23 protein-coding genes and 1 other RNA gene are annotated in these 22,584 nt (G+C 56.5%); 12 read left to right on the top strand and 12 right to left on the bottom strand.

The window, feature by feature from the left end:
• Nucleotides 1–35 precede the first annotated feature (35 nt).
• Complete coding sequence (locus WC600_09990; GenBank protein MFA4903064.1) at nt 36–674, bottom strand: aminodeoxychorismate/anthranilate synthase component II; 639 nt, start codon at nt 672–674, stop codon at nt 36–38.
• A 99-nt stretch (nt 675–773) separates the two neighbouring features.
• The gene (locus tag WC600_09985; GenBank protein ID MFA4903063.1) at nt 774–1,571 is read right to left on the bottom strand and encodes a HAMP domain-containing sensor histidine kinase; all 798 of its coding nucleotides are present in this window, start codon (nt 1,569–1,571) and stop codon (nt 774–776) included.
• Nucleotides 1,572–2,393: 822 nt separating this feature from the next.
• Between WC600_09985 and WC600_09980 the strand changes: the two genes are divergently transcribed.
• Complete coding sequence (locus WC600_09980; GenBank protein MFA4903062.1) at nt 2,394–3,137, top strand: hypothetical protein; 744 nt, start codon at nt 2,394–2,396, stop codon at nt 3,135–3,137.
• A 178-nt stretch (nt 3,138–3,315) separates the two neighbouring features.
• Here the strand turns inward: WC600_09980 and WC600_09975 are convergent, their stop codons facing one another.
• Nucleotides 3,316–3,672, bottom strand: a complete 357-nt coding sequence (locus WC600_09975) for a hypothetical protein (GenBank protein ID MFA4903061.1) — start codon at nt 3,670–3,672, stop codon at nt 3,316–3,318.
• 339 nt (nt 3,673–4,011) lie between these two features.
• On the opposite strand from WC600_09975, the gene WC600_09970 reads away from it, so the two are divergent.
• From WC600_09970 to WC600_09920, 11 genes are all read left to right on the top strand, one after another.
• The gene (locus WC600_09970; GenBank protein MFA4903060.1) at nt 4,012–4,182 is read left to right on the top strand and encodes a hypothetical protein; all 171 of its coding nucleotides are present in this window, start codon (nt 4,012–4,014) and stop codon (nt 4,180–4,182) included.
• Between the two features lie 146 nt (nt 4,183–4,328).
• Nucleotides 4,329–4,490 carry a hypothetical protein gene (locus tag WC600_09965; GenBank protein ID MFA4903059.1) on the top strand — a complete coding sequence of 54 codons (162 nt, stop codon included), beginning with the start codon at nt 4,329–4,331 and terminating at the stop codon, nt 4,488–4,490.
• Nucleotides 4,491–4,528: 38 nt separating this feature from the next.
• Nucleotides 4,529–5,161 (top strand): metallophosphoesterase family protein, encoded by a 633-nt coding sequence (locus WC600_09960; GenBank protein MFA4903058.1) that lies wholly within the window; start codon nt 4,529–4,531, stop codon nt 5,159–5,161.
• Nucleotides 5,162–5,358: 197 nt separating this feature from the next.
• The gene (gene fusA, locus WC600_09955) at nt 5,359–7,395 is read left to right on the top strand and encodes an elongation factor G (protein MFA4903057.1); all 2,037 of its coding nucleotides are present in this window, start codon (nt 5,359–5,361) and stop codon (nt 7,393–7,395) included.
• 143 nt (nt 7,396–7,538) lie between these two features.
• On the top strand, nt 7,539–7,958 hold the full coding sequence (gene ndk / locus WC600_09950; protein MFA4903056.1) for a nucleoside-diphosphate kinase: 420 nt from the start codon (nt 7,539–7,541) through the stop codon (nt 7,956–7,958).
• A 512-nt stretch (nt 7,959–8,470) separates the two neighbouring features.
• Nucleotides 8,471–9,202, top strand: coding sequence for a RibD family protein (locus tag WC600_09945; protein ID MFA4903055.1), 732 nt, complete (start codon nt 8,471–8,473; stop codon nt 9,200–9,202).
• The gene (locus WC600_09940; protein MFA4903054.1) at nt 9,203–10,228 is read left to right on the top strand and encodes a zinc-binding alcohol dehydrogenase; all 1,026 of its coding nucleotides are present in this window, start codon (nt 9,203–9,205) and stop codon (nt 10,226–10,228) included.
• Between the two features lie 246 nt (nt 10,229–10,474).
• Entirely contained in the window at nt 10,475–10,855 is a 381-nt protein-coding gene (locus WC600_09935; protein MFA4903053.1) for a 6-carboxytetrahydropterin synthase, read from the top strand.
• A 5-nt stretch (nt 10,856–10,860) separates the two neighbouring features.
• A complete protein-coding gene (locus WC600_09930) occupies nt 10,861–11,934 on the top strand; it encodes a glycosyltransferase family 4 protein (GenBank protein ID MFA4903052.1) in 1,074 nt (357 codons plus the stop codon).
• Between the two features lie 178 nt (nt 11,935–12,112).
• Nucleotides 12,113–13,102, top strand: a complete 990-nt coding sequence (locus WC600_09925) for a methyltransferase (protein ID MFA4903051.1) — start codon at nt 12,113–12,115, stop codon at nt 13,100–13,102.
• A gap of 180 nt (nt 13,103–13,282) precedes the next feature.
• Nucleotides 13,283–13,894 (top strand): HAD-IA family hydrolase, encoded by a 612-nt coding sequence (locus WC600_09920; protein MFA4903050.1) that lies wholly within the window; start codon nt 13,283–13,285, stop codon nt 13,892–13,894.
• 153 nt (nt 13,895–14,047) lie between these two features.
• On the opposite strand, the gene WC600_09915 is transcribed toward WC600_09920, so the two are convergent.
• The 9 genes from WC600_09915 to WC600_09875 all read right to left on the bottom strand — a co-directional run bounded on the left by WC600_09915 (nt 14,048) and on the right by WC600_09875 (nt 22,388).
• Entirely contained in the window at nt 14,048–14,641 is a 594-nt protein-coding gene (locus WC600_09915; protein MFA4903049.1) for a hypothetical protein, read from the bottom strand.
• A gap of 264 nt (nt 14,642–14,905) precedes the next feature.
• On the bottom strand, nt 14,906–15,502 hold the full coding sequence (locus tag WC600_09910; GenBank protein MFA4903048.1) for an NAD(P)H-dependent oxidoreductase: 597 nt from the start codon (nt 15,500–15,502) through the stop codon (nt 14,906–14,908).
• Between the two features lie 189 nt (nt 15,503–15,691).
• Nucleotides 15,692–15,953: signal recognition particle sRNA large type (gene ffs / locus WC600_09905), an RNA gene on the bottom strand.
• 19 nt (nt 15,954–15,972) lie between these two features.
• Entirely contained in the window at nt 15,973–16,248 is a 276-nt protein-coding gene (locus WC600_09900) for an HU family DNA-binding protein (protein MFA4903047.1), read from the bottom strand.
• 784 nt (nt 16,249–17,032) lie between these two features.
• Nucleotides 17,033–19,312, bottom strand: coding sequence for a hypothetical protein (locus WC600_09895; GenBank protein MFA4903046.1), 2,280 nt, complete (start codon nt 19,310–19,312; stop codon nt 17,033–17,035).
• A 64-nt stretch (nt 19,313–19,376) separates the two neighbouring features.
• On the bottom strand, nt 19,377–19,907 hold the full coding sequence (locus WC600_09890) for a transposase (protein MFA4903045.1): 531 nt from the start codon (nt 19,905–19,907) through the stop codon (nt 19,377–19,379).
• A complete protein-coding gene (locus WC600_09885) occupies nt 19,900–20,199 on the bottom strand; it encodes a hypothetical protein (GenBank protein ID MFA4903044.1) in 300 nt (99 codons plus the stop codon). The genes WC600_09890 and WC600_09885 overlap by 8 nt, the downstream gene beginning before the upstream one ends.
• A 95-nt stretch (nt 20,200–20,294) precedes the next feature.
• A complete protein-coding gene (locus WC600_09880) occupies nt 20,295–20,975 on the bottom strand; it encodes a hypothetical protein (protein MFA4903043.1) in 681 nt (226 codons plus the stop codon).
• A 63-nt stretch (nt 20,976–21,038) separates the two neighbouring features.
• Nucleotides 21,039–22,388: a sigma-54 dependent transcriptional regulator gene (locus WC600_09875; protein MFA4903042.1), complete on the bottom strand. Its 1,350-nt coding sequence runs from the start codon at nt 22,386–22,388 to the stop codon at nt 21,039–21,041.
• Nucleotides 22,389–22,584 lie beyond the last annotated feature (196 nt).

Below are 22,584 nucleotides of genomic sequence, written 5' to 3'. Positions count from 1 at the left end.
ATTTATAGCAAAAACCTTGCCGGACACTACTGCTCTCATCCCCCTATAAGGGGTTGGGGATAGGGGTTTGGGGGAATGAGTAGGCTCACGCCCTTAGCCCCTCCCCCACCTGGCCTTTCCTCCAGGAAATTCGCGGCCAGGGTGTGGCCGTGGCTGGTGAGGAAGGATTCCGGGTGGAACTGGACCCCGTGGAGGGGAAAGTGGCGGTGCTTCAGGCCCATGATGACGCCGTCCTCGGTCCAGGCGGTGACCTCCAGGTCCGGGGAGGTGGGGTGCGCCATGAGGGAGTGATAACGCGCGGCCGGAAAGGGCGAAGGTAAGCCTTTGAAGACCCCCTGGCCCCTATGAAACACCTGATGGCGTTTGCCGTGCACCGGTATGGGGGCCTTGACGGTGGCGCCGCCGAAGACTTCGTTTAAGGCCTGGTGTCCCAGGCAGACCCCTAAGATGGGGATGGCGCGATAAAAATGGGCGATGGCCGCCTTACTGATCCCCGCCTGGTCCGGGGCCTTGGGGCCCGGAGAGATACAGAGCCAGTCCGGTTTGAGGACGGCAATCCCGTCCAGGTCGATGTCGTCGTGGCGGAAGACCAGGACCTCCAGGTCGAACTCGTAGAAAAGTTGGACCAGGTTATAGGTGAAGGAGTCGTAGTTGTCGATCATCACCAAGCGCATCAGACCGCCCCTAAGAAAATAAAAAACCACCCAGTTGAGTCTGGGTGGCTTGGCCTGTCATAACTCTTGTAGTTTATATATTGAACCTGTCCGAACCTGTCAACTGATTTCTGGACCATGAAGCTGTTCTTGATAAGCAGGCAGGCGAACCGAAAAGCACGACCCCTTGCCCGGTTCACTCTCACACCAGATTGACCCACCCAGTTGCTCCACCAATTCCTTGGCGACTGCCAGGCCGTAGCCGGATGAGGGCTCACCTCCGGTGGGGACAGGGCTGAGCCGGACCCCGCGCTGAAACAATTGCGCCTGTTCCTCCGGACTGAGGCCAGGTCCTTCGTCACATACCCTGCAGACGATGCTGTCCTGCTCGTTATGTAAGGATATATGAACATTTTTACCGGGTGGGGAAAACTTCAAGGCGTTCGAAAGCAGGTTGTCCAGAACCGCGCCGGCGGCGACACGATCAGTCCAAACCGGCGGCAACTCGATGAAGGGGCCGCAGATAAGGCGGAGCTGTTTCTCAGCGGCTTTGGATTGATAATAATTGCAGATCCTCCGAACCCCGAGGAATGCATCCACTTTCTCAAACCGAAGCTTGGTCTCAGAAGTAATCGTGGTATTTATCAACTGGCTTACGGTTCGAGTCATCAAGTTGGTGGCATGTTGTAAATTTCCAAGCCAAACACCGATGGCGGGGTCGGGATGGTCTGCCAGGGACAACATGAGAAATTCGATAGTTACTTCGGTGACGGTCAGAAAGTTATTGAGGGCGTGCGCCACAAAGGCGACCGAGTCCCGGTCGATGGGCGGTAACTTATCCAGGTCTAATAACGCCTGATCCAAATCGGTTTGCGCCCTGATGATCGCCGCAGCAATGTGTTCCTTCGCGTCCGTCAAAGTCACACCTCCAAATCTGGAGATAAAGCGTTTGCCATAAATTTATGCCGCTGGCTGATTTTTAAATCCCCCTCAATCCCCCTTTTTCAAAGGGGGACTTTATAAGTAATTCCTTATAGTTCCCCCTTTACCAAAGGGGGGGTTAGGGGGGATTTGGGGTGTTAAAGTATCTCCTAATTACGGAAAAAGCTTTTGGCAAACGCTATAAATCGGTTTTCTCAAGACCTATATTAGCTCGTTTAAGTTAATAAATATATAATTATATATAAATAATTATTTAAACAGAGCAAAATTATGCGTTTGATACTTGAGGGCGGAAGAACGTTAGCCACATTCCGGCAGCATTCTTGGCGCGCCGGGACAGTTGAGGCTCAAGGCCTAACCTAATTCCGGGCCTGGTAAGCAATTCTGCGTTGGTTTTAAGCTGAATCCCGTCTAGTTTAGAACCCAGTGCGCACTTCCAGATGTCAAATAAATAGACTGGTCTTTTTGATTTCCTTAAAATCTTCTATAAATAACAATTAGCTACACCTCAACTATTTTCTGCTTTTCCTCGTCCCAACCCTCTTTCAGCAAATGTCTAAATTCTATGGCATGGTTTGTCAGCCCGCATAAAACTATTTTCTTGTAAATTTTTATTGACATTATTTATAAAGTATGCCTATCATGTAAACCCTAGGAAAAGCTAAACCGGATGTGGGGGGGGGTGGGACGGAAAGCCACGGGTTTTCTTTAGGAAAAAAAGGGGGGGGCGGGATGCGTGGAATGGGCAGTTTTTCTATTACACTGATTGTGTGGTAATCAGAGTAAGGAAGGTGAAAGATGAAAAAAATCAAAATCTTAATGTTGGTTTTAATCACGGTACTTTGCTCGGTTGCAAATGGATGGGCCGATATCCCGACAGCAAGCTTTACGCATTATCCTCCCCAACTCCCGGGAGGCCTAATTGAGAATGTATATACCATCCCTCTTACTCCGAGCGGAGATGCATTTGATTTTGGGTCCGGGGGCAACTGGACTTTAAACACAGCAGATTTTCAGGTTCAGCTTTCGGGTTTTATGGACCCCTCTTATAAAACCATAGGTGCGGTCATTATATCCAATATTGACCTGACGAACTCAACCGCGAACCCTCAATCATTCGTTTTCGCTTTTCATTTCCCCTTAGAAACATACCCAGTCTGGCGTTCAACAAGAAAAGAGTCAGGTTTAAGAGCTACAGTAACTCCTCCTTATATTCCATTTCCATTTAATGATTTTCTTATTGGCCCATATAATCAGCCTTTTCTCCAGGTGAACGATTCAGTGGGCATAGGAGACTTTTATATACTTGATCACTACTATAGTGAATCTATTACTGGTACTGGCTATTTACCCAATTTACCCATCACCGGCCGCCCCTTTTTGGATGAGACCATAGCCTTTACTCTCGCTGGTAATGCCGATGTGTCCATCACGAGTTATGCTTATGTTGTCCCTTTGCCGCCATCGGCTTTCATGTTTGGCAGTTGCCTCTTGGGTCTTTTAGGTATCGGCGGACTGCGAAGAGGGGTTAATCGCCAATAAAATATAAAATTGTCTTGAATCGTGACTCCGGTCACCAGATTCCTATAAGGTCCTTTAGTAACAAAACCTGTTGGCAAAGGGACAGCCGTGCTTTGCCCATTTGGCTAGATGGCCCTGCAACATATCATGCCCTTATGGGCATGCTCATCTTTTTTGTTTTAAGGTTCGATTATCAAAATCAGGAACCTGCGGCGCCGCTCCGCAGGCGGACGCAGTACAGGGTGCCGAAGGAGTTGGGGTCCAGGCGGTGGAGTTCGGAGTTGTATTTCTCGACGTAGCCGCAGTCATAATCTTCGCCCTCGCTCAGTCCCATGGCCCGGTCCATGTCGCCACCCGCGGCCATGAGCAGGGCCTGCAAAAACGCGGCGCCGCCGTTTCTGGCGGTGGGATCAAGGGCAAAAACCGCGCCGCAGCCGCAGAAGCCGCCGGAAAGCTCGTACCATTGATCGCCCTCTACCTCCGCCGGGCGCAGAAGCTGGGCGCGGCAGAAGGGGCATTGAGCCGGGAGGCTATGGTCACGGAATAATTTCGGCATCTTTCTTACCTCAAGCAAATTGGATTAAGGAGGCCAGGAACCGGGCCTGAAGGCCGGGCGCCGGCAGCCTCGATTTTCTCTGAATAGGTACTATACTCATTGCCAAAGTTTTTTCTTATTAACCCTCCACGCTACCCTCTCCCAGAAGGGGAGAGGAGAATTAGCGGAAAAAACGTTTGGCAAGCGCTCTAGGTCTGAAATTTTGGCGGAAGCGAGCGCCTGTTTCTATTATCGCTGATTTCGTCAAATACGCAAATGTCGCGCCTTTCTATTGACACCGCGATACCTTGATCTTAAATTGTGTCCACTGAGCAATAAATGAAAGGAGAGGTTGCGGATATGGTCATTACCTTTTCGGATCAGGAGCAGCAGAAGGTTGAGGGTATCCTCATTGACAAGGACGGGGACGAAGCCCTGCGGTACTTAGGTGACTTGGTCCATAAATTCAAGTCCGTGGAGGGCCACGCCTGCGGCCCCAAAGCCGCCGACACTCCTCCGGGGCATGGTTGAGAGGCCGGGAGCCGGGTGAATCGTGGTTCATCTGCTCCCCTCCCACTGAGATGGCATTTTGACCCGGTGCTTGTGGCCGGCTTTTTCCAACTTCACGAGAGGCTGCGTTGCGGCCCGTGATTACCTCAGGACTAAGGTGAGAAGCTATGGCAGAAAAGCAGATCGTATTTTCGGAACAAGAAAAGATGCAGGTTGAGGCCATCGTCATTGATAAGGACAAAGAAGAAGCCATTAAGTATCTGGCCGGCCTGGTGCAGCGCTTCAAAGGCACCGAAGGGCACGCCTGTGGCCCCAAACCGGCCAAGTAAAGCTTCCTGATTCTTTCTTAGTGGCTTCCCAAGAGATCATGGAAAGGCTGGCCCTGGTGGCGGATACGCATGCCTACCAGGCCGGCCTTCCCGCGTTGCTGGATTTTTTCCAGAGCCAGGGGCTGCACCATCTGGCCTGCCTGGGTGACTGTCAGCCGGAGCCCTTTCGGCCGTGGCTCACGATGGACCCCGAAAACCGGCTTTATTGGGTGTACGACGTTTTCGGACCGCAGCTGCCCGAGGCCACCGGCTGCGCCATCGCCCTGGAGGTGGCGGGCCGGGTCTTTCTGGCCCATACCCGGGCCTTTATCTGGACCCACTACAATGAGCGCATCCGGGCTTATAGCCACGGCCCCCATACTTATCGCCCGCCGCTCTTAGCCTGCCACGGACATACCCATGTCCCCTGCGTCACCCGCTTTACCCCGCCCTTCAGCCGTATCCTCTATAGCAATGACGCGCTGCGTCCCGAGGAGTTTCAGGCGCGCCAGGCCTGCCTGAGCCTGGACCCGGACACCACCTATCTCATCGTGCCGGGTGCTTTTACCATGGAGGAACAGCGGCATCCTACCTTCAGCTTCGCGGTCCTGGATCTGGTCGCCTCCCGGGTGGCCATGGTTTCTTTGAAAGATTTGAAAGACTTGCCGACGGTTACGCTTTTCCCAGAATAATCTTGCTCCGTATGGCGCGTCCGACGCGCCATTCTTGGTGCGTAAGACGCACTCTACGAAAACTGCACAGGCGAGACGCCTGTGCCACCATTTGATTGCATAATTGGTCCTCAAGTACTGCTCTAGAATATTAAGGCTTGAAAGTCAGGGGAAATTCATTTACAAAAGTCGAGGTTGCTAATTTCGGAGTGTACCCCGTGACTACCCCCCGACTCAAGGCCATTCGCAATATCGGCATCATCGCCCACATCGACGCCGGCAAGACCACTTTGACGGAGCGCATCCTCTATTATACCGGCCGCACCCACAAGATGGGGGAGGTGCACGACGGGGCCGCGGTCATGGACTGGATGCCCGAAGAACAGGAGCGGGGCATCACCATCACCGCGGCGGTGACTACCTGCCAATGGAAAGGGTGCGTCGTCAATATTATCGACACGCCCGGGCATGTGGATTTTACCATCGAAGTGGAACGGTCGCTGAGGGTGCTGGACGGGGCTATCGGGGTCTTCGATGCGGTGAGCGGCGTGGAGCCCCAATCCGAAACCGTCTGGCATCAGGCGGACAAGTACCGGGTGCCCAAGCTGGCCTTCATCAACAAGATGGACCGCATGGGCGCCAATTTTGGGGCGGCGGTTAAGTCGCTGCAGGAAAGATTGGGCGCGCACCCCCTGGTCCTCACCATCCCCTGGGGGGAAGAAGACCGCTTCCAGGGGGTCATCGACGTGGTGAACCTGAAGGCCATCCGCTGGCAGGAAGAGACTCTGGGCGTGGTCTTTGCCGAGCTGGATATTCCAGCGGACTATCGGGAACGGACGGAAGAAGCCCGGGAGGCATTGGTTGAGGCCGTGGCGGAAGTGGACGACGAGGTCATGGAGGTCTATCTGGCGGAGCAGCCCTTGACCGCGGAGGCCCTGAAAGCCGGTATCCAGCGGGCCACCCTGGCCCTGAAGGGAGTGCCCACCTACTGTGGTTCGGCCCTTCGCAACAAGGGCATTCAGCCCCTCTTGGACGGCATCAGGGACTTCTTGCCCAATCCCGCCCAGGTGCCGCCGGTGACGGGGCAGAATCCCCGCACGGGAGAAACCGAGACCCGGCCGCCCCGGGATGACGCTCCCCTGGCCGCTCTGGCCTTTAAGATCATGGTGGACCAGAGCCAGCGCCTCACCTATGTGCGCATCTACTCCGGCACCCTGAAATTCGGCCAGGAAGTCTACAACTCCATCAAGCAGACCACGGAGAAGGTGGCTCGCATCCTGCGCATGCACGCCAACAAACGTGAGCCTTTAGAGGAAGCCCACGCCGGGGCCATCGTGGCGCTTTTGGGCCTGAAGGCCACCACCACCGGCGATACCCTGTGCAGCCGCCAGCACACCATCGTGTTGGAACCCATTTCTGCGTATGTGCCGGTGATCTCTCTAGCCATCGAACCGATGACCCGGGAGGACCAGGAACGCCTGGGGCCGGCCCTGGAGCGGGTAACCGAGGAAGACCCCAGCCTCAAGATCCATACCGACGAAGACACGGGCCAGACTTTGCTGTCCGGCATGGGGGAACTCCACCTGGAGGTGATCATCCACCGCCTGGAGCGGGAGTTCCACGCCCACGTGCGGGCGGGCCGCCCCCAGGTGGTTTACCGGGAAACCATTGCTCAAAGCATAGAAGAAACCGGGGCCTTCGACCGGGAGCTGGCCGGCAAGCACCATTTCGGCGAAGTTAAATTATCCCTGAGCCCCCGGCCCCGGGGCTCGGGCAACAGTTTTGTATCGCTTTTGCCCGAGGGACATCCCGCCCAGGGCTTTGTGCCCATGATTGCGCAGGCGGTCTCTGAAGCCCTGGAAGGCGGCGCGGTCTACGGCCACCCGGCGGTGGACATCGCCGTGGCTTTGGCCGACGCCACGGTCAAGGAAGGCCAAGCCTCGGAGATGGCCTTTAGGGTCGCGGCCATGACCGCGGTGAAGCAGGGCCTGCACCAAGGACAGCCGCAACTGCTGCAACCGATTATGAAGGTGGAGATCATCGCGCCGGAGGAGTTCACCGGCGAAGTCATGGGCGATTTTGCCTCCCGAAAAGGCAAGGTGGAGCATCTGCTGGCCAAAGGGCCGGTGCGCTTCATTTCGGGGCTGGCGCCGCTGTCCGAGATGTTCGGGTATGCCACGGCGCTGCGCTCGCTCACCCAGGGCCGGGGCACCTTTACGTTGCAATTTGATCATCACGGGTATGTGGAAAGATAGCTGTCAGCTTTCAGCTATCAGCGGTCAGCTAAAAGGCAGTGATCAGTCATCAGTGGTCAGTGACATAGGGCGGCCCGTGGCCGCCAAAAAAAGGCGTGCACGGCACGCCCTATAATAATGATGATAAATGGAGAATAAGCATAATGCCTATAGAACAGACTTTATCCATGATCAAACCTGACGGCGTGCAGCGCGGTCTTATCGGCGACGTGATCGGCCGGTTTGAGAAAAACGGCCTGAAGATCAAGGCCATGAAGATGCTGCATCTTTCCCTGGCCCAGGCCCGGGCCTTTTACGCGGTGCATAAGGAGCGGCCCTTTTACGACAGCCTGACGCAATTCATGAGTTCCGGTCCCATCGTGGCCATGATCTTGGCAGGCGAGAACGCCATTCAGGTCAACCGGGACCTGATGGGAGCTACGGATTACCGCAAGGCCGCGGCCGGCACCATTAGAGCGGATTTTGCTAAGGATATCGAAGCCAATATCGTCCACGGCTCTGACGCCCCGGAGACCGCGCACGTCGAAATCGGTTTCTTTTTCAACGCCCTGGAGCAAGTCTGAGTGGCACCGCGCCGACGTCTCGGTATGCAAGCGCAGGTTGAAAAGCCTGCGGATACCAAAAACCTTGCAGGGCAGAGCCTGGGACATTCCTCAATCATGAGAAGGTGATGCAGGCTGGTAGCACAGCCTTTCCAGGCTGTGCCCGGCTAACCGGCTTCGTCGCCACAGGCTGGAAAGCCTGTGCCACCAAGGCGGCGGGCACGGAGGCCCGCCCCACCGGTTTATCTTCATATTAAAATAAAAAATCAACTTAGTTGAAAATGCGAGAAGCTGCGCGGCGCTCGACCTGACCGTTTTCTCCGCTGCGAGTTTTACAATAACTTTAATTATCTCTTCCCTTTGCCGGCGATCACTTTTTTATATGGGTTCGAAACCCGGTCCCAGCTTGACAAAGCCCTCAGCTATTCCCATTTTTATCCATAGAACCCCAGGGACCCTGGCGGGGCTTTAAACCGGGAATGTGCCTGCACTCGCCTGGGGCGCGTGCCGGAGGCGGCACCAGGAGAGATGTCATGCCTGTAAAAAAAATGATCCCGATCTTGGAACAGGTATGGGAAATCTTGCAGTCCGCCGCGGCCCACCGGCAGCGCACCGGCCGCCCCCTGGTCACCCTTAGTTACGCCCAGAGCCTGGACGGGAGCATAGCGGATCGCCCCGGGCGCCCGCTGGCCTTGAGCGGCGACGCATCCAGGGCCATGACCCACGGGCTCAGGGCCGCCCACGAAGCCATCCTGGTGGGCATCGGCACGGTGCTGGCCGACAATCCCCGCCTCAACGTCAGGCTGACGGCAGGCAAAGATCCCCAACCCATAGTGGTGGACAGCCGCCTCCGGTTTCCCTCATACGCCAACCTCCTGAAAAACGGCCGCGTTCCCTGGATTGCCACCAACCAGGGCGCCGACGCGGAGCGGCAGCAGGCTCTGGAAGCGGCGGGGGCCAAGGTCCTGCGCCTGGCCGGGAACAACGGTTGGGTCGATCTGGCCGAGCTCCTGCAATCCCTGGGGTCCATGGGCATCAACAGCCTGATGGTGGAAGGGGGGGCCCAGATCATTACGAGTTTCCTGGCCTCCCGGCTGGTGGACCAGGTGGTCCTGACCATCGCCCCCTTGCTCGTGGGCGGCCTCCGGGTGGTGGACCACCTGGGGCATTCATCTATGCGGCGGTTCCCGCGCTTACGCCATCTCAGCTACCAGCAACTGGGTGAAGACCTGGTGCTGCGCGGCGACCCGGACTGGGACAGCTAAATGGAACGACAAGCCCTGTATTTTACGGCGCCGCGCCAGGTAGCGTTGGAGCGTGAATCCCTGCCCTCCCCTTCTTTTGGGCAGATATTGGTGCAAACCATCATTTCCGCCATCAGTCCTGGCACCGAGTTGTTGATTTATCGCGGACTGGCGCCGGCCGACCTGGCCAAAGATGAGACCATCTCCGCCCTGCCCGGCGACTTCTCCTTTCCCCTGAAGTATGGCTATGCCGTGGTGGGCCGGGTGCTGGAGGTGGGGCGGGGGGTGGCGCCAGGGTGGGAGGACCGTCTGGTCTTCGCCTTCCACCCCCACGAAAGCCATTTTCTCGCCACCCCGGATGAACTGCTCAGGTTGCCCAACGGCCTGAACCCTGAGGATGCGGTATTCTTTCCCAACATGGAAACCGCGGTGACCTTCCTGCTGGACGGCCAACCGCTCATGGGGGAACAGGTGGCGATCTTCGGCCAGGGCATTGTGGGGCTGCTCCTCACCGCCCTTTTGAGCCGCTGGCCCCTGACGTCTTTAGTGACCCTGGACCTCTATCCCAAGCGCCGCCAGCTCTCCGAAGAATTAGGGGCCCACGTGAGCCTGGACCCCTCGGAGGCGGATGCCCCGGAGCGCCTCTGCGGTTATCTCCAGGGAACCGGCCCCTATCCCGGGGCCGACCTCAGCTATGAGATTTCCGGCAATCCCGCGGCCCTGGACCAGGCCATCGCGGCCACCGGGTTTTCCGGCCGGGTGGTCATCGGCTCCTGGTACGGACAAAAGCGGTCCGACCTGAACCTGGGAGGGCGCTTCCATCGCAGCCGGGTGCGGCTCATCGGCAGCCAGGTCAGCAGCATTGCGCCTGAGCTCACCGGCCGGTGGAACAAGACCCGCCGTTATCAGGCCACCTGGCAGATGCTGACGCAGGTAAAGCCGGCCCGCTTCATCACGCATCGGATTCCCATCGGCCAGGCCGCCGAGGCTTATGAATTGATCGATCGTCATCCGGAGGACGTCATCCAACTCATTCTGACGTATTGATTTTGCCCGGAAGTTGGCCGTGAAGTGGCGGGCGGGTTTATGGCAATTGCCAAAATCTTTTCCTTATATTGGGAAATGCTCTAAAAACCAAATCCCCCCTAACCCCCCTTTTCCAAAGGGGGGGAACTTAGCGGAATTACTTTATAAGTCCCCCTTTGAAAAAGGGGGATTTCGAGGATTTAAAAAATCAGCAATCGGCAGAAATTATTGGCAAACGCTATAGCTGGTTAACCTGAGGAGCGGATCATGCACAGATACACGCTGGCGGTGACACGAGACTTTGTGGCGCGGCATTATCTGGTGGGCGGTGATTGGGGCGCGGAAAATGAAATCCACTCCCACCACTACCAGGTCGAGGTTCAACTGGAAGGGAAAATCCTGGACGAACACGGCTACCTGGTGGACATTGTGGCGGTGGAGGCCCACCTTGAGGAACTGGCGGCGTATTACCGCGAGCAGACCTTGAACGATCTCCCCGAATTTATCGGACTCAATCCCAGCATCGAGCACTTTGCCCGCATCCTGTGCCAGGAGCTTTTAAGCCGGGTGAAAGAACCCTTAAGCGCCGTCACAGTGCGCATCTGGGAAAACGACATCGCCTGGGCCGCCTACCGCGAGGAACGTTAGTGTATGTGGGCCTGCTCATTTATGGCAGTCTTTCGACCATCTCCGGGGGCTTCATCTATGACCGCCATATGGTGCATTATCTCACGGAACAGGGTGACCGGGTGGAGGTCATCGCCCTGCCCTGGCGCGCTTACGGCCGCAGCCTGCTGGACAACCTGAACGTTGGGCTCAAACGCCGTCTGCAGAAGGCCTCATTCGACGTCCTCTTACAAGATGAACTGGTCCACCCCTCCTGTTTCTGGCTCAACCGACGCCTGCGTCCCGGAATTACCTACCCCATCGTGGCCATCGTGCACCACCTGCGCTGCCGGGAGCCCCGCTCCGCGCTGCACAACCGGCTCTACCGGGTGATAGAAAAACGTTATCTGGCCTCCGTGGACGGCTTTATCTGCGTCAGCCGCACCACCAGAAAGGACGTGGAGGATTTGGTGGGCCTTAACCTGCCCTTGGTGGTGGCAGCGCCCGGCCGGGACGGTCTGCCCGGCACTATCACCCCCGGGGAGATCATGGCCCGGGCCGCGGTCCCCGGCCCTTTACAAATTTTGTTTGTGGGCAACCTGATTCCCCGCAAAGAGCTGCACACCCTCTTGACGGCTTTGGCGCAGATCGAAGGTGACTGTTGGCGGCTGACGGCGGCCGGCAGCCCGGATATGGATACGGCTTATGTCCAGTCTATCCGCCGCCAGATCGAGGAGTTAGGTTTAGCATCCCGGGTAGCCTTGCTGGGGGCTCTGCCCGCCCGGGAACTGGCGGCCCGGTGCGCGGCCAGCCACGTCCTGGCGGTACCGTCGTCGTATGAAGGTTTCGGCATGGTCTACCTGGAGGGCATGCATTTCGGCCTGCCGGCCATCGCCTCCACGGCCGGCGCCGCCAAAGAGATTATCACGGATGGGCAAAACGGCTTTCTGGTGGACCCGGGCGATGCCGCCGCGCTGGCCCAAGGTTTGAAGACTTTGATGACGGATCGCCAGCGGTTGTTGGAAATGAGTCTGATGGCGCAGCGCCGGGCCGCCGCACACCCCACGTGGGACGAGAGCGCCGCCCGGGTTCGGGGCTTTCTGCAGCGTCTTTTGGTATAAAACTGGTTTTGGTTTTTGATGATTAAATTTTAAAAAATCAATAAGTTATTATTCGGGGTGGAAAGAGATTACTTCCCCCTCACCCTAACCCTCTCCCCCATCGGGGGAGAGGGGATAAAGATGGAATCCCTTTAGCGCTCGCATATAAAAAGTTGATTTGCAGTATTCGCAAGGACACATGGCAAAACTCATGTCCAATCCGGCAGTTTCAAGTTATATCCGCTATCTCGCCTCTAAAAAAGCCCTGGATGACCGTTCCCTGAACCGCCACGTTTGGGACCGGCTGGTACAAGCGGTTCGGGGCCGGTCTGGCTTCGCCCCGCTTCAGGTCCTGGAGGTGGGCTGCGGTATCGGCACCATGCTGGAGCGGTTGCTGGATTGGGGTTTGCTGACGCGAGCGGCTTACACCGGTATCGACGTGGAAGCGGAGTTCATCCGGGAGGCCCGGCGGCGCTTGCGCGGTTATGCTGCGGAGAAAAATGCCAAGCCAAAGCCCCCTCCCCCCAACCCCCTCCCACGAGGGCAGGGGGAGTTCAATGGACCTGCGCAGCACGGCGCGCCCCTGGTCTTAAGGACCACTGAGCAAGACGTCCGGGTGACCTTCACAGCCATCGACTTGTTTGATTTCCTGACCCGGGAGCAGGGCAAATCTTCTTGGGACCTGATCGTGGCCCATGCCGTCTTAGACCTGGTCGATCTTCCTGCGGCTCTGCCCCGGCTTTTGTCGTTGCTGGTTCCCGGCGGACTCTTCTATTTCACCCTCAATTTTGACGGCGCCACGATCTTTGAGCCTGTTATTGACCTGGACCTGGACCGCCGTATCGAAACCTTGTACCACCGCACCATGGACACGCGCCGCCGTCAGGGTCTGTCCGCGGGGAGCAGTGTCACCGGCCGCGAACTCATAAGGCGCCTGCGGGATGCCGGGACCCATATGGTCGCGGCCGGCAGCTCTGACTGGGTGGTCTTTCCGGGACCGGACGGCTATCTCGGCGATGAGGCCTATTTTCTGCACTCCATCATCGAGACCATCGGCCGGGCTTTGTACCAGCATTCCGAGTTGGATGACAGCCGGTTCGAGAGTTGGCTGGCTTTGCGTCACCGCCAGATCGACGCGGCCGAATTGATCTACATTGCCCACCAATTGGATGTTATGGGTTATATTTAAAGACAGTTTTCGGTTCATACCAGGTTGCACTCATAGAAGTAAGAATAGATTCGGTCGGTAAGGACGCACTTGCGCGTGCTTGCAACCTGAAGGCGGACACACAGGTCCGCCCCTACAAAAATTAAATACCCGTATGACAGCACCTTAGTATCAAGTGATATCAAAGCGCAGGGAGGCAGGTTGTTTCAGGTCATCATTTATGACTGCGACGGGGTGTTGATTGATTCCCGGGAATCGAACCGGGCCTTTTACAATCACATCCTGGGGCGTTTTGGGTTGCCGCCCATGATTGAGGAGCAACTGGAGGTGGTGCATGTCAGCACCGCCCAGGGGGCCATTGATTATCTTTTCCAGGGTCAACCCGCTTTGGAGGAAGCCCAGGCTTATCAAAGGACCATTAATAACGACCCGTTTCTGGCCCTCCTGAACCTTACGCCCCATATTCGGGAGGTGCTGGCTCAGTTGCGGACCCGGTATCACACCGCCATTGCCACCAACCGGGGCAAAAGCCTGCCCCTGGTGCTTAAGACCCTGGGAATAGCTGATTATTTCGATCTGACCATCTCGGCCTACGACGTAAGCCGTCCCAAACCCCACCCGGAATGCCTTCTGAAGATTCTCACCCACTTCCGCTTGGCGCCGGAAGCCGCCCTCTACATCGGGGACGCGGCCCTGGACCAGGAAGTGGCCGCCACTGCCGGGGTGCCCTTCGCGGCTTACAAAAATCCGGGGTTGAAAGCCCGTTATCACCTCCACGACCATCTGGATCTGTTGCCGATTTTGAAGCTTTAATGGTCAAAAAAAACTTGACCGGATATATTCATTACTTTTTTCTCTTTCACCCTCCCCTATCCCTCTCCCCTCAAAAAGGGGAGAGGGAATACAGGAAAGGAACTTTTGGCAGATGCGTTTAATTGCTCCATCAACGTCTGGCCCGGAGTACCCTTAGGGCTTGCTGGCCAAAAAGGTGGCGATATCAACCTCCTGTTGGGCGATGGCGCCCATGCGATCCAGAAGAGCCAGAAAAATAGGGGCCGCCTGGGGCAGGCAGAGACCCTCGATCATGCGTTCCTCGTGCTCCGTGGCAAAGGCTAGGCACGCCTGCCCCAGCTTGCGGCTTTCTTCCAGGACGAACTTCTTCAGGAACTCATTATCGGTTTTAAAGATATCCAACACCGAGCGAATTATGCCGGTGTGCTGATCAAAGAGAAAATTAACCTGGGTCACGGCCTTGTCAGAGAATAGGACCCCTCCCCGGATTTTCTGATCGATGGGGTCCACACACCCACCGATGTTGTCCCTAATTACCATCAGGTGGTCAAAGATGGCGTGGACTCGCATCAAACCCGGCTGGTCATCTCCTAATTTCCGGGCGATCAACGATTTTAATTCCCTCCCCTGAGGGGACCGCAGTTCCTCCAGGCTATTGCGACTATGGCGGTTAAAAGCATTCCGGGCTGCTCCTATCATGGTTAGCAGCCTGTCGACAATCGGGCTAAGCACCGCGACCTGCTCTTCGGTAAACCGGTTTGCCACCATGTGAGCCTCCTCTTGTTCTTTTTTTACAATTTAAAGATAGTCATCTTGAGCGAAAAAACCAGCCTCTGGAGCCGCTAGAACTGCTTGGTCTTGCAGGAGCCGGATGCCTGTTAATGTCAGCATCATGCGCTCAAAGCAGATGGTTTTATGGGGAAAAATGGAGGGATTATATGAGCAGGATGCAAAGTGCGGCGTGGAGGAACCTACTGCAGCCGGGACTCTTTTCCCTTCGGGCCTGCCCCCGCACGCGGGGGCAGCCTAAGATCAGGTGGGGCAAAAGAGGCCGACCATCTCCTTAATTTCCTCCAGCCAGGCCTGCCGTTGGGCGTCGGTGCTGGTGACCACCACGGCGAAATTTTTGCGGTAAACCAGGGGAACGCCGCACAAGCCAAAGATACAGTTTTTCCAGAGGGTTTCCAGGGGGTCGCCGAAGACCGCCAGTTCCCGGTCCGGCGGAGTATTGGAGGTGGTAAACACCAGCGCAGCCTTGGCCTTAAGCAGCCCGACCGGAACGCCTTCGCCGGTGTCACCCTCCAGGAATCGGTAGGCCACATCCGGGCGCATCACCCGGTCCACCCAGCCCTTCAGGATGGCCGGCGGCTGGCCCCACCAGTTGGGATGGACGATGACGATGCCTTGGGCCTGGGCGATCTCCCGGCAATGTTGCTCGAGGTGTGGGGACAGAAAGGCCTCCCGCTCCAGTTCCGGTGCGAGGAGGATGGAATCGAAATTTTCCTGGTAGAGATCATGGAACCAGACCTCATGCCCCTGGGCCTCCAGGGTTTGCATCACGGTGGCGGCAATGGCGTGATTGAAGCTGCCGTGCCGCGGGTGCGCCAGAATTACGGAAATGAGGGCCATCTTAACTCCAAGGAGAGTAGGTCAGGGAGATGCCGGCATCCATAACCCCTGTATCCCCGCCGGGGTCTTGATTTCAGGCCGCAAGCCCGGCCGGTGGCAGTCGGACACGGGCCGGAGAGAATATCTGTAAGGCACTTGAAAGTATGGGGAAGGATGGCCTTGAAGGGGATATCCAGAAAAATAGCCTGACCGTGCACCCTCCATCGAATCCGCCACAACCGAGGACACCTGCCAGAGGGTTTATGGATTAGTAACCACCGCGACACAGACCGCCTTGTTTACCGCTGCTTCCTTCCGGACCTGACGGGGTTCACAAGCGTCTGTTGCGCAGGGTCCAACCCGCCCCCTGGTCAGCCATCAACGGCAGCGCTGCGATCCTCAAAGAGGGAATTCAATCCCGCTTAAGCGGATTTCGGGCTACAGGGCACCGCTAGCTCCCCATCTAGCACGGCCAGGTTGCAAAAAACGGCTCAGCGATCGACGCGCTCCCGTAATTCCTTCCCCACCTTGAAGAAGGGCAATTTCTTGCCGTCTACCTTGATGAGGTCGCCGGTCTTGGGGTTGCGGCCTTTATAGCCATTGTAGAATTTCACTTTAAAGCTGCCAAAGCCGCGAATTTCGATGCGTTCTTTTTGCACCAGGGCATCCGCCATGTTCTCAAAAACGGCGTTGACCACCATTTCCGCCTTTTTCAAGGTGATATTCTCAGCTTTGGCCAGAGCTTCGATGAGTTGCGACTTGTTCATCCCGCTCGACTCCTTGGTGGCGTTTGCCTGAGTCCGTGCCGGTCTCGGCAGCTTGATCGCCGGTAGCTTATTTAGTTAAAATAATAAATAAAATCCCGCCGGAGGTAAAGAAAAAAATGCATATTAACGCTTCACCCACCAGCCCAGCGACGGAATTTGGTGAAGTCCTGTCCTCGGGGAAAAAGTCTGGTCCTCTTTTCTGAACTGGTTTTGCCTTTATTCGTACCACTATCCTGCTCGGCAGACCGGAGCCGGGGACTCCCATGGATCGCAACAGTCTCAAATTTCGGGTAGCAGGGATGTGGAGGAGTGCGATTGCGTGTGAGGCGGCTACCCTAACCACGCGGGAGCCGCCATCACCGCTCTTTCGGGCATCGGCCACCGTAGCTTACAACACCCAAGAGGACTGGTGCGCGGTCAGCTTCTACCCAGAACAGATGCTAATTAAAGCTCCAGGGGCTTTTCTTGGGGACGTATCTCCGGGTGGGCAGGCAACCCGTTGTCGTCTCCAGCCAGGAAAAAGGAAAAGAGGGACATTAATAAGCAGCCAACCAAAATACCAACGATTAACCCGGCATAAAAGGCGACCATGGCCATTTTGCTGCCTCCCGTATCCCCCAGGATGACCCCCCTTGGCCTTCACCTTATGACGTATTTTATTATTATCATTCTCCACGCAAAGTTCAATCGGTAAAAGTACCTATATTGTATGGTTATATTGAGAGTTATTCAGACCTAACCGAGATTAGCGCAGATCACCACCGATCGCCGGTCTGTTTCCGGGTCATGACCCGCTAAGCATTGACGAGCTTTGCGGGAAGAGCGCCATAAGGCCTGCCCCGGCATGGAGAAACGCCACCACCCCAAGGGTTGGGATAATGCCCCAGACCGGCAACACCAGCAGGCTGACCCCCAGAGTCCCCAAAGTGGCCCCCAACAGGTCCGCGGCATAGAGCTTGCCGCCCTGGCCCCGGATATCGGGCGCGATCTTGGCCCAAAGTGCGGCGCTGAGCGCGAAGACCCCGCCGCCGCCGCAGCCCGCCGCGGCCAGGACCAGGACATACCCCGCCTGAGTCGGCAACTCCCAGCTCGAGGACCCCGGGGAGAAGCCCCACTCTAACCACAGGGCCAGACCCGCAGCCAGGACTGTCAGCCCCCCTTGCAGTCCCGCCAGCAGGTGCGGCCAATTTTTATACCGGTCGCACCAGCGGGAAACCAGGGCGCTGCCCGCGGCCATCCCGACCATGAAGGCTGCCACCAGCACCCCCAACTCCCGGTAGATAGAGCCCAGCCGGATCTGGTACAAGATGAGCACCAGGATTTCCAGGGCCATGGTGCCCAGGCCCATCACCATCACCTGATAAAGGGCATTAAGACCAGGGCGGCTGCGGACTCCAGCCCCCACCAATACCGTGGCCAGGGCCAAGGCCGCCCAGGGGGCTGCTGGCGGCAGGTTTTGCAGTCCCAGGAGCAGCTCTTTGATGCCCAGGCCTGCTTCGACGGTGCTCAGCACCAGGTCGTAGAAGTAGCAGCGGGGGTTCAGGTCGGTATTGATTTCCAGCGGCTGCTGGCGCAGGATTTGGTTGAGGTACTGGCGGCGCCAGGGCGAGAGGTCCTGGAGCAGATAGTATTCCCGGACATACTGCAAATCGAGGCGCCGGTCCTTGAGCCGCTGCACCAAGAGCTGCGGGTCGGTGGTGAGAGTGTTGCGGCTGGGGGAGGCGAAGAAGCGGGTCTGCCTTCCCGGAAAGGCCACCACGTCCGGGAAGACCTGCCTCAGGGTGTTATCAGCCATGGCCAGATACGCGGCCCGCAAGGGGTTTAAGCTGGTTTCGGCCCCGGTGAGCGCAAAGCTGAAGACGCCGCCGGGCAACAATTTGCGGGACACGGTGCGGAAAAATTCCCGGGTGTAGAAGCGGTTCAGTTGGGCGCTCTTGGGCTCCGGCAAGGCCATGAGGATGACGTCATAGCGGTTGGGTGTGGTGGCCAAGAAGCGGCCGGCATCCTGGTAAATGAGGTGGACCCGGCGGTCCAGGTTCTGGCCGGCTACCGCGGGGAGGGTCTTTTGGGCCAGGTTCACCAGGAAGGGGTCCAGTTCAACATAATCCAGATGGGTGATGGTGGGGGTCTTGAGAATCTCTGCGCTTAAGCCCGCCACTCCGCCCCCCAGCAGGAGCACCCGGCGGGGATTTGGGTGTTCCAGCAAGGCTACCTGGACTTGATGTTCGGCGGTCAGGGGATCGGGATAGGTGAACTGCCAGAGGTTATTGGCAAAAAAACTGATTTGCTCGGCCTCCCGCTGGGCCGACAACAGGGCATAGGGGCTGTCCACGGTGGCGATGACCTGGCGGCCGGGCCAGAGCCAGGCGCGGCTAACCAATTCCAACCGGGGCGCGAAGATCAGGGCCGCGGCCAGGACCAGGAGATTGATGGTTACGGCGGCCCGGGCGGTGATCGACCGGGGCTTGGCCAGGAGCCAGGGGGCCAGGGCCAGGAGGAACCCCACGGCCAGCCCTAGACTCAGGTTGGCAAAGCGGCCGATGCATAGCAGTTGCAAGAGCGCCACCCCCAAGGCCGCGCCCAGGGTCTCCAGATAGTACACCCGGCCGGTGGCCCCTTGGGGGTTTTTGTTCATGGCCGTGAGGACCTGGACCGCGCTGGGGAAAAAGTAGCCGGAGACCGAGCCAAAGGGGGCCAGCAGGATAAAAAAGAGAAGAAACGTGGTGGACAGGGGCAGGGATTGGCCTAATGGCAGGTGGGCCAGGGTGGGGAGAGCTCGGCCCGCCAGGATGGTGGCCGGGAGCAGCAGCCCCAACAGCGCCAGCAGCCCGCCCAGGCGGCCCGGCCCCTCGCCGACGGGGGTGAAGCGCCCTCCCGCCAGGCTGCCCAAGCCGACCCAGAGGAGCCAGCACCATAGCCCCAGGGCCAGCTTCAACTCCTGCCCCTGGGCCAGGACCAGGAGTTCCCGGAGGATCAGGACCTGGGCCACCATGGTCCCGGCGCCGTAGAGGAGGATGAGGGTTTGGAGTCGCGTGAGGCGAAAGGAATTTAGATTATTCTTCAAATTACCCTCGTGCCCAAGTTGCACTTGGGCACGCAAACATGGCGCAAAGCTGTGCTTTGCTCCACTAGTCAATCAAATCAATTTCCAACAATCCATCCTGGCCCAAGTAATTTCGGGCACTGGAATAACGCCAGTCTTCGGGTCGGTCCACTAAACCAAGCCTCACGGGATTATAGTGAATATAATCCAGCTTCTGGGTGAGCATATCCTCGGTGATGATCGCCTGAGGGTGGACCCCCTCCTGCCAGACTTGATGCTGGCTTTTGCCTTTATGCACGCCTTTGAAGAATTCGAACTGCTTGAGCAGCCATTGCTTGTTTTCTTGACTGGCGGCCGCCAGGATTTCCTTGGCGGTATGTCTTTTAAAGTCTCGAATCACCTGGGACAGATTATCTGCGGAGACTATCAAGTGCAGATGATTATCGAGGATAACATAGGCGTGGAGGCGCAGGCCTTTTTGTTGTCGGCAGAAGGTTAAAGAGGCGGTGATAATGTCCAGATATTTTGTGCGGGTAAAGACGGGCAGCCAGGCCACAATGGTGCAGGTAATGAAGTGGGGGGATTCCAATTCGGTGATCTTATAGCGGCTACGCATAATGATGATAAGGTCTCAAAGCACAGCTTTGAGCAATATTCCGTTCCCAAGTGCAACTTGGGAACGAGGGGGTAACCTGGGACAGATCATCTGCGGAGACTATCAGGTGCAGATGATTATCGAGGATGACATAGGCGTGGAGGCGCAGGCCTTTTTGTTGTCGCCAGAAGGTTAAAGAGGCGGTGATAATGTCCAGATACCTTGGGCGGGTAAAGACGGGTAGCCAGGCCACAATGGTGCAGGTAATGAAATGAGGGGATTTTAATTCGCTGATCTTATATCGGCTACGCATAATGATGATAAGGTCTCAAAGCACAGCTTTGAGCAATATTGCGTTCCCAAGTGCAACTTGGGAACGAGGGGTGAAAGGGTAGAATGTTATCAGTCCTATTTGACTGGTATTTTGATGCCCTTCCACGGCGGCAGTGACATGTTATGTAATTCATTTCTAAAATCGCACATTGATAAAAATATTACTTTCATCTTCTGATAATCCAGTTCAACGAAGTTATCCGGCTTGAACCACTTAAAGATATTACATTTTACTATTTCTGAGTTTGCGACACCTTTATTATGAATAATTGAATTTCTTAGAAGACGTATATCACCCCATAGATCACTGACAACGTACTTATTTAATATTTTTCTTGTTTTCTTATCATTTTTAGCACCTTCGCCTATAACACCGATAGCTTTGCCAATTTCAATTCGAAGATATTCTTCCCAGTATAAGTACGCTGAAACCACACATTGGGCACCTAATAGCAAACAATTTTTGCCGTCTTCTTTTGTTCTTTCCTTTATGTCACCCTGTTTCATTACCGGCCATATAGCTACAGGTGTGAAATCCTTATCGCACAAGTCCTTATATAGCATCGAACATGTATCTTGGAACTGCTCAGTTGCATATTCGTGATTTCCCAATAAATGTTTCATTTGTTGCTGATGAGCAAGAAGACGTTCATGCAGAATCGAATAACCAGCAATGCTATCTAAATAAAGTGTATGCAGGGATTCAAGGTACCTTGCAAATTCCCAAAACAGTTCTAAAAGCCTTTGATAGTTCATGTTCGCCGATCACATTCTATTTTCTTCTCGTTCCCAAGTGCAACTTGGGAACGAGAGGTTGTTTTATTCAAGGTTATACCGCTTCAACTTCTCCCGGAGGGTTTTGCGGTCGATGCCCAGGGCTCGGGCGGTTTCGCTTTTGTGGCCGTCGTAGCGTTGGAGGGTTTGGATGATGTGGTCCCGTTCCAGGTTTTTAAGCGACCCGCCTTCGGAGGATTCGGGAGGCGGGGTTAAGACGGTACCGGCAAAGACCAGGTCCGCGGGTTCGAGATACGGGCCGGAACTCAAGACCACCAGGCGCTCCATGGTATTTTCCAACTCCCGGACATTGCCGGGCCAGTCATGGCGCGTCAGCAGGTCCAGGGCATCCGGCGAGATGCCGCGGATTTCTTTGCGCAGCCGGGCATTATACTTGTCTAAAAAGTGTTGGATCAGCATGGGAATATCGCTTTTGCGCTCCCGCAAGGGCGGCATCTTGATCAGGACGACGTTGAGGCGGTAAAACAGGTCTTCCCGAAAGGAGCCATCCCGGATGGCCTTGGTAAGGTCTTTGTTGGTGGCGGCGATGATGCGCACATCCACGGTAATCACCCGGTGGCTGCCCACCTTGGAAATCTTGCGTTCCTCCACCGCCCGGAGCAGCTTGGCCTGGACCTCGAGGCCGATGTTACTGACTTCGTCAAAGAACAGGGTGCCGTTTTGGGCCAACTCGAATTTACCGACTTTGTTGGCGTCGGCCCCGGTGAAGGAGCCTTTGACGTGCCCGAAGAGTTCGCTTTCGAACAGGGTCTCAACCAAAGTGCCGCAATCCACGGTAATGAAGGGACGCCGGGAGCGCTGGCTCAACTGGTGCAGCTTGCGGGCCACCAGCCCCTTGCCGGTGCCGGATTCGCCGGTGATGAGCACGGTGCTGTCCGTGGGGGCGACCCGGGTAACCATGTCCACGATCCGGACCATGGGTTCGCTCTCGTAGACCAGCGTGTTGCGTTCGTCTTTGGCGCGCAGTTCCTGGCGCAGGTAGAGGTTTTCCAGGTCCATGCGGCGTTTCTCCAGGGCCCGGCCCACCAGGTTGCGCAGGTCGTCGGGCACAAAGGGCTTGGAAAGGAAATGGAAGGCGCCGGCCTTGATGGATTCCACCGCGGACTGGATGGTGCCGTAGCCCGTGATGATGATGACTTCGACGTCGGGGTCCAGGGTCCGGATTTTTTTCAGGGCTTCCAGGCCGTCCATGTCGGGCATAACCAGGTCCAGGAGAATGGCGTCGAAGGATTGGCGCTCCAGCAGCGCCAGGCCCTGTTTGGCGCCGGCAGCCAACTCCACCTGGAAACCTTTGCGGGAAAGGATTTGGTAGCAAGCGTCCCGCATGGCTTTGTCATCATCGATCACCAGAATATGAGCCGAGGCTTCGGTCATGGGAAAGGGATTTCCTTTTAGGAGTCAAGCACTTATTATTTCGTAAATTTTTGATTTCATTCTATAAAAACCACCCCAAGCCTGTCAAGGGAAAGGATTTCCTGGCAGCCGGTTCCGAGGCGCAACCACGAGGGCACACAAGCGCCCCGGCTCGGGGGAACCTGAGGACAAGTCCTTCCCCCGGTGAGGGCATTTG

The organism is Desulfobaccales bacterium (assembly GCA_041648175.1).
GTDB lineage: Bacteria > Desulfobacterota > Desulfobaccia > Desulfobaccales > 0-14-0-80-60-11 > 0-14-0-80-60-11.
Note: the sequence above shows the minus strand (reverse complement) of the source record. Positions and strands in the feature narration are given on the sequence as shown.

What these genes read in the sequence shown, in the direction of transcription:
- WC600_09990 (MFA4903064.1), bottom strand. Translation starts at nt 674, where the DNA reads ATGCGCTTGGTGATGATCGACAACTACGACTCCTTCACCTATAACCTG.
- WC600_09980 (MFA4903062.1), top strand. Translation starts at nt 2,394, where the DNA reads ATGAAAAAAATCAAAATCTTAATGTTGGTTTTAATCACGGTACTTTGC.
- WC600_09975 (MFA4903061.1), bottom strand. Translation starts at nt 3,672, where the DNA reads ATGCCGAAATTATTCCGTGACCATAGCCTCCCGGCTCAATGCCCCTTC.
- WC600_09970 (MFA4903060.1), top strand. Translation starts at nt 4,012, where the DNA reads ATGGTCATTACCTTTTCGGATCAGGAGCAGCAGAAGGTTGAGGGTATC.
- WC600_09965 (MFA4903059.1), top strand. Translation starts at nt 4,329, where the DNA reads ATGGCAGAAAAGCAGATCGTATTTTCGGAACAAGAAAAGATGCAGGTT.
- WC600_09960 (MFA4903058.1), top strand. Translation starts at nt 4,529, where the DNA reads ATGGAAAGGCTGGCCCTGGTGGCGGATACGCATGCCTACCAGGCCGGC.
- ndk (MFA4903056.1), top strand. Translation starts at nt 7,539, where the DNA reads ATGCCTATAGAACAGACTTTATCCATGATCAAACCTGACGGCGTGCAG.
- WC600_09945 (MFA4903055.1), top strand. Translation starts at nt 8,471, where the DNA reads ATGCCTGTAAAAAAAATGATCCCGATCTTGGAACAGGTATGGGAAATC.
- WC600_09940 (MFA4903054.1), top strand. Translation starts at nt 9,203, where the DNA reads ATGGAACGACAAGCCCTGTATTTTACGGCGCCGCGCCAGGTAGCGTTG.
- WC600_09935 (MFA4903053.1), top strand. Translation starts at nt 10,475, where the DNA reads ATGCACAGATACACGCTGGCGGTGACACGAGACTTTGTGGCGCGGCAT.
- WC600_09925 (MFA4903051.1), top strand. Translation starts at nt 12,113, where the DNA reads ATGGCAAAACTCATGTCCAATCCGGCAGTTTCAAGTTATATCCGCTAT.
- WC600_09915 (MFA4903049.1), bottom strand. Translation starts at nt 14,641, where the DNA reads ATGGTGGCAAACCGGTTTACCGAAGAGCAGGTCGCGGTGCTTAGCCCG.
- WC600_09910 (MFA4903048.1), bottom strand. Translation starts at nt 15,502, where the DNA reads ATGGCCCTCATTTCCGTAATTCTGGCGCACCCGCGGCACGGCAGCTTC.
- WC600_09900 (MFA4903047.1), bottom strand. Translation starts at nt 16,248, where the DNA reads ATGAACAAGTCGCAACTCATCGAAGCTCTGGCCAAAGCTGAGAATATC.
- WC600_09890 (MFA4903045.1), bottom strand. Translation starts at nt 19,907, where the DNA reads ATGCGTAGCCGCTATAAGATCACCGAATTGGAATCCCCCCACTTCATT.
- WC600_09885 (MFA4903044.1), bottom strand. Translation starts at nt 20,199, where the DNA reads ATGCGTAGCCGATATAAGATCAGCGAATTAAAATCCCCTCATTTCATT.
- WC600_09880 (MFA4903043.1), bottom strand. Translation starts at nt 20,975, where the DNA reads ATGAACTATCAAAGGCTTTTAGAACTGTTTTGGGAATTTGCAAGGTAC.
- WC600_09875 (MFA4903042.1), bottom strand. Translation starts at nt 22,388, where the DNA reads ATGACCGAAGCCTCGGCTCATATTCTGGTGATCGATGATGACAAAGCC.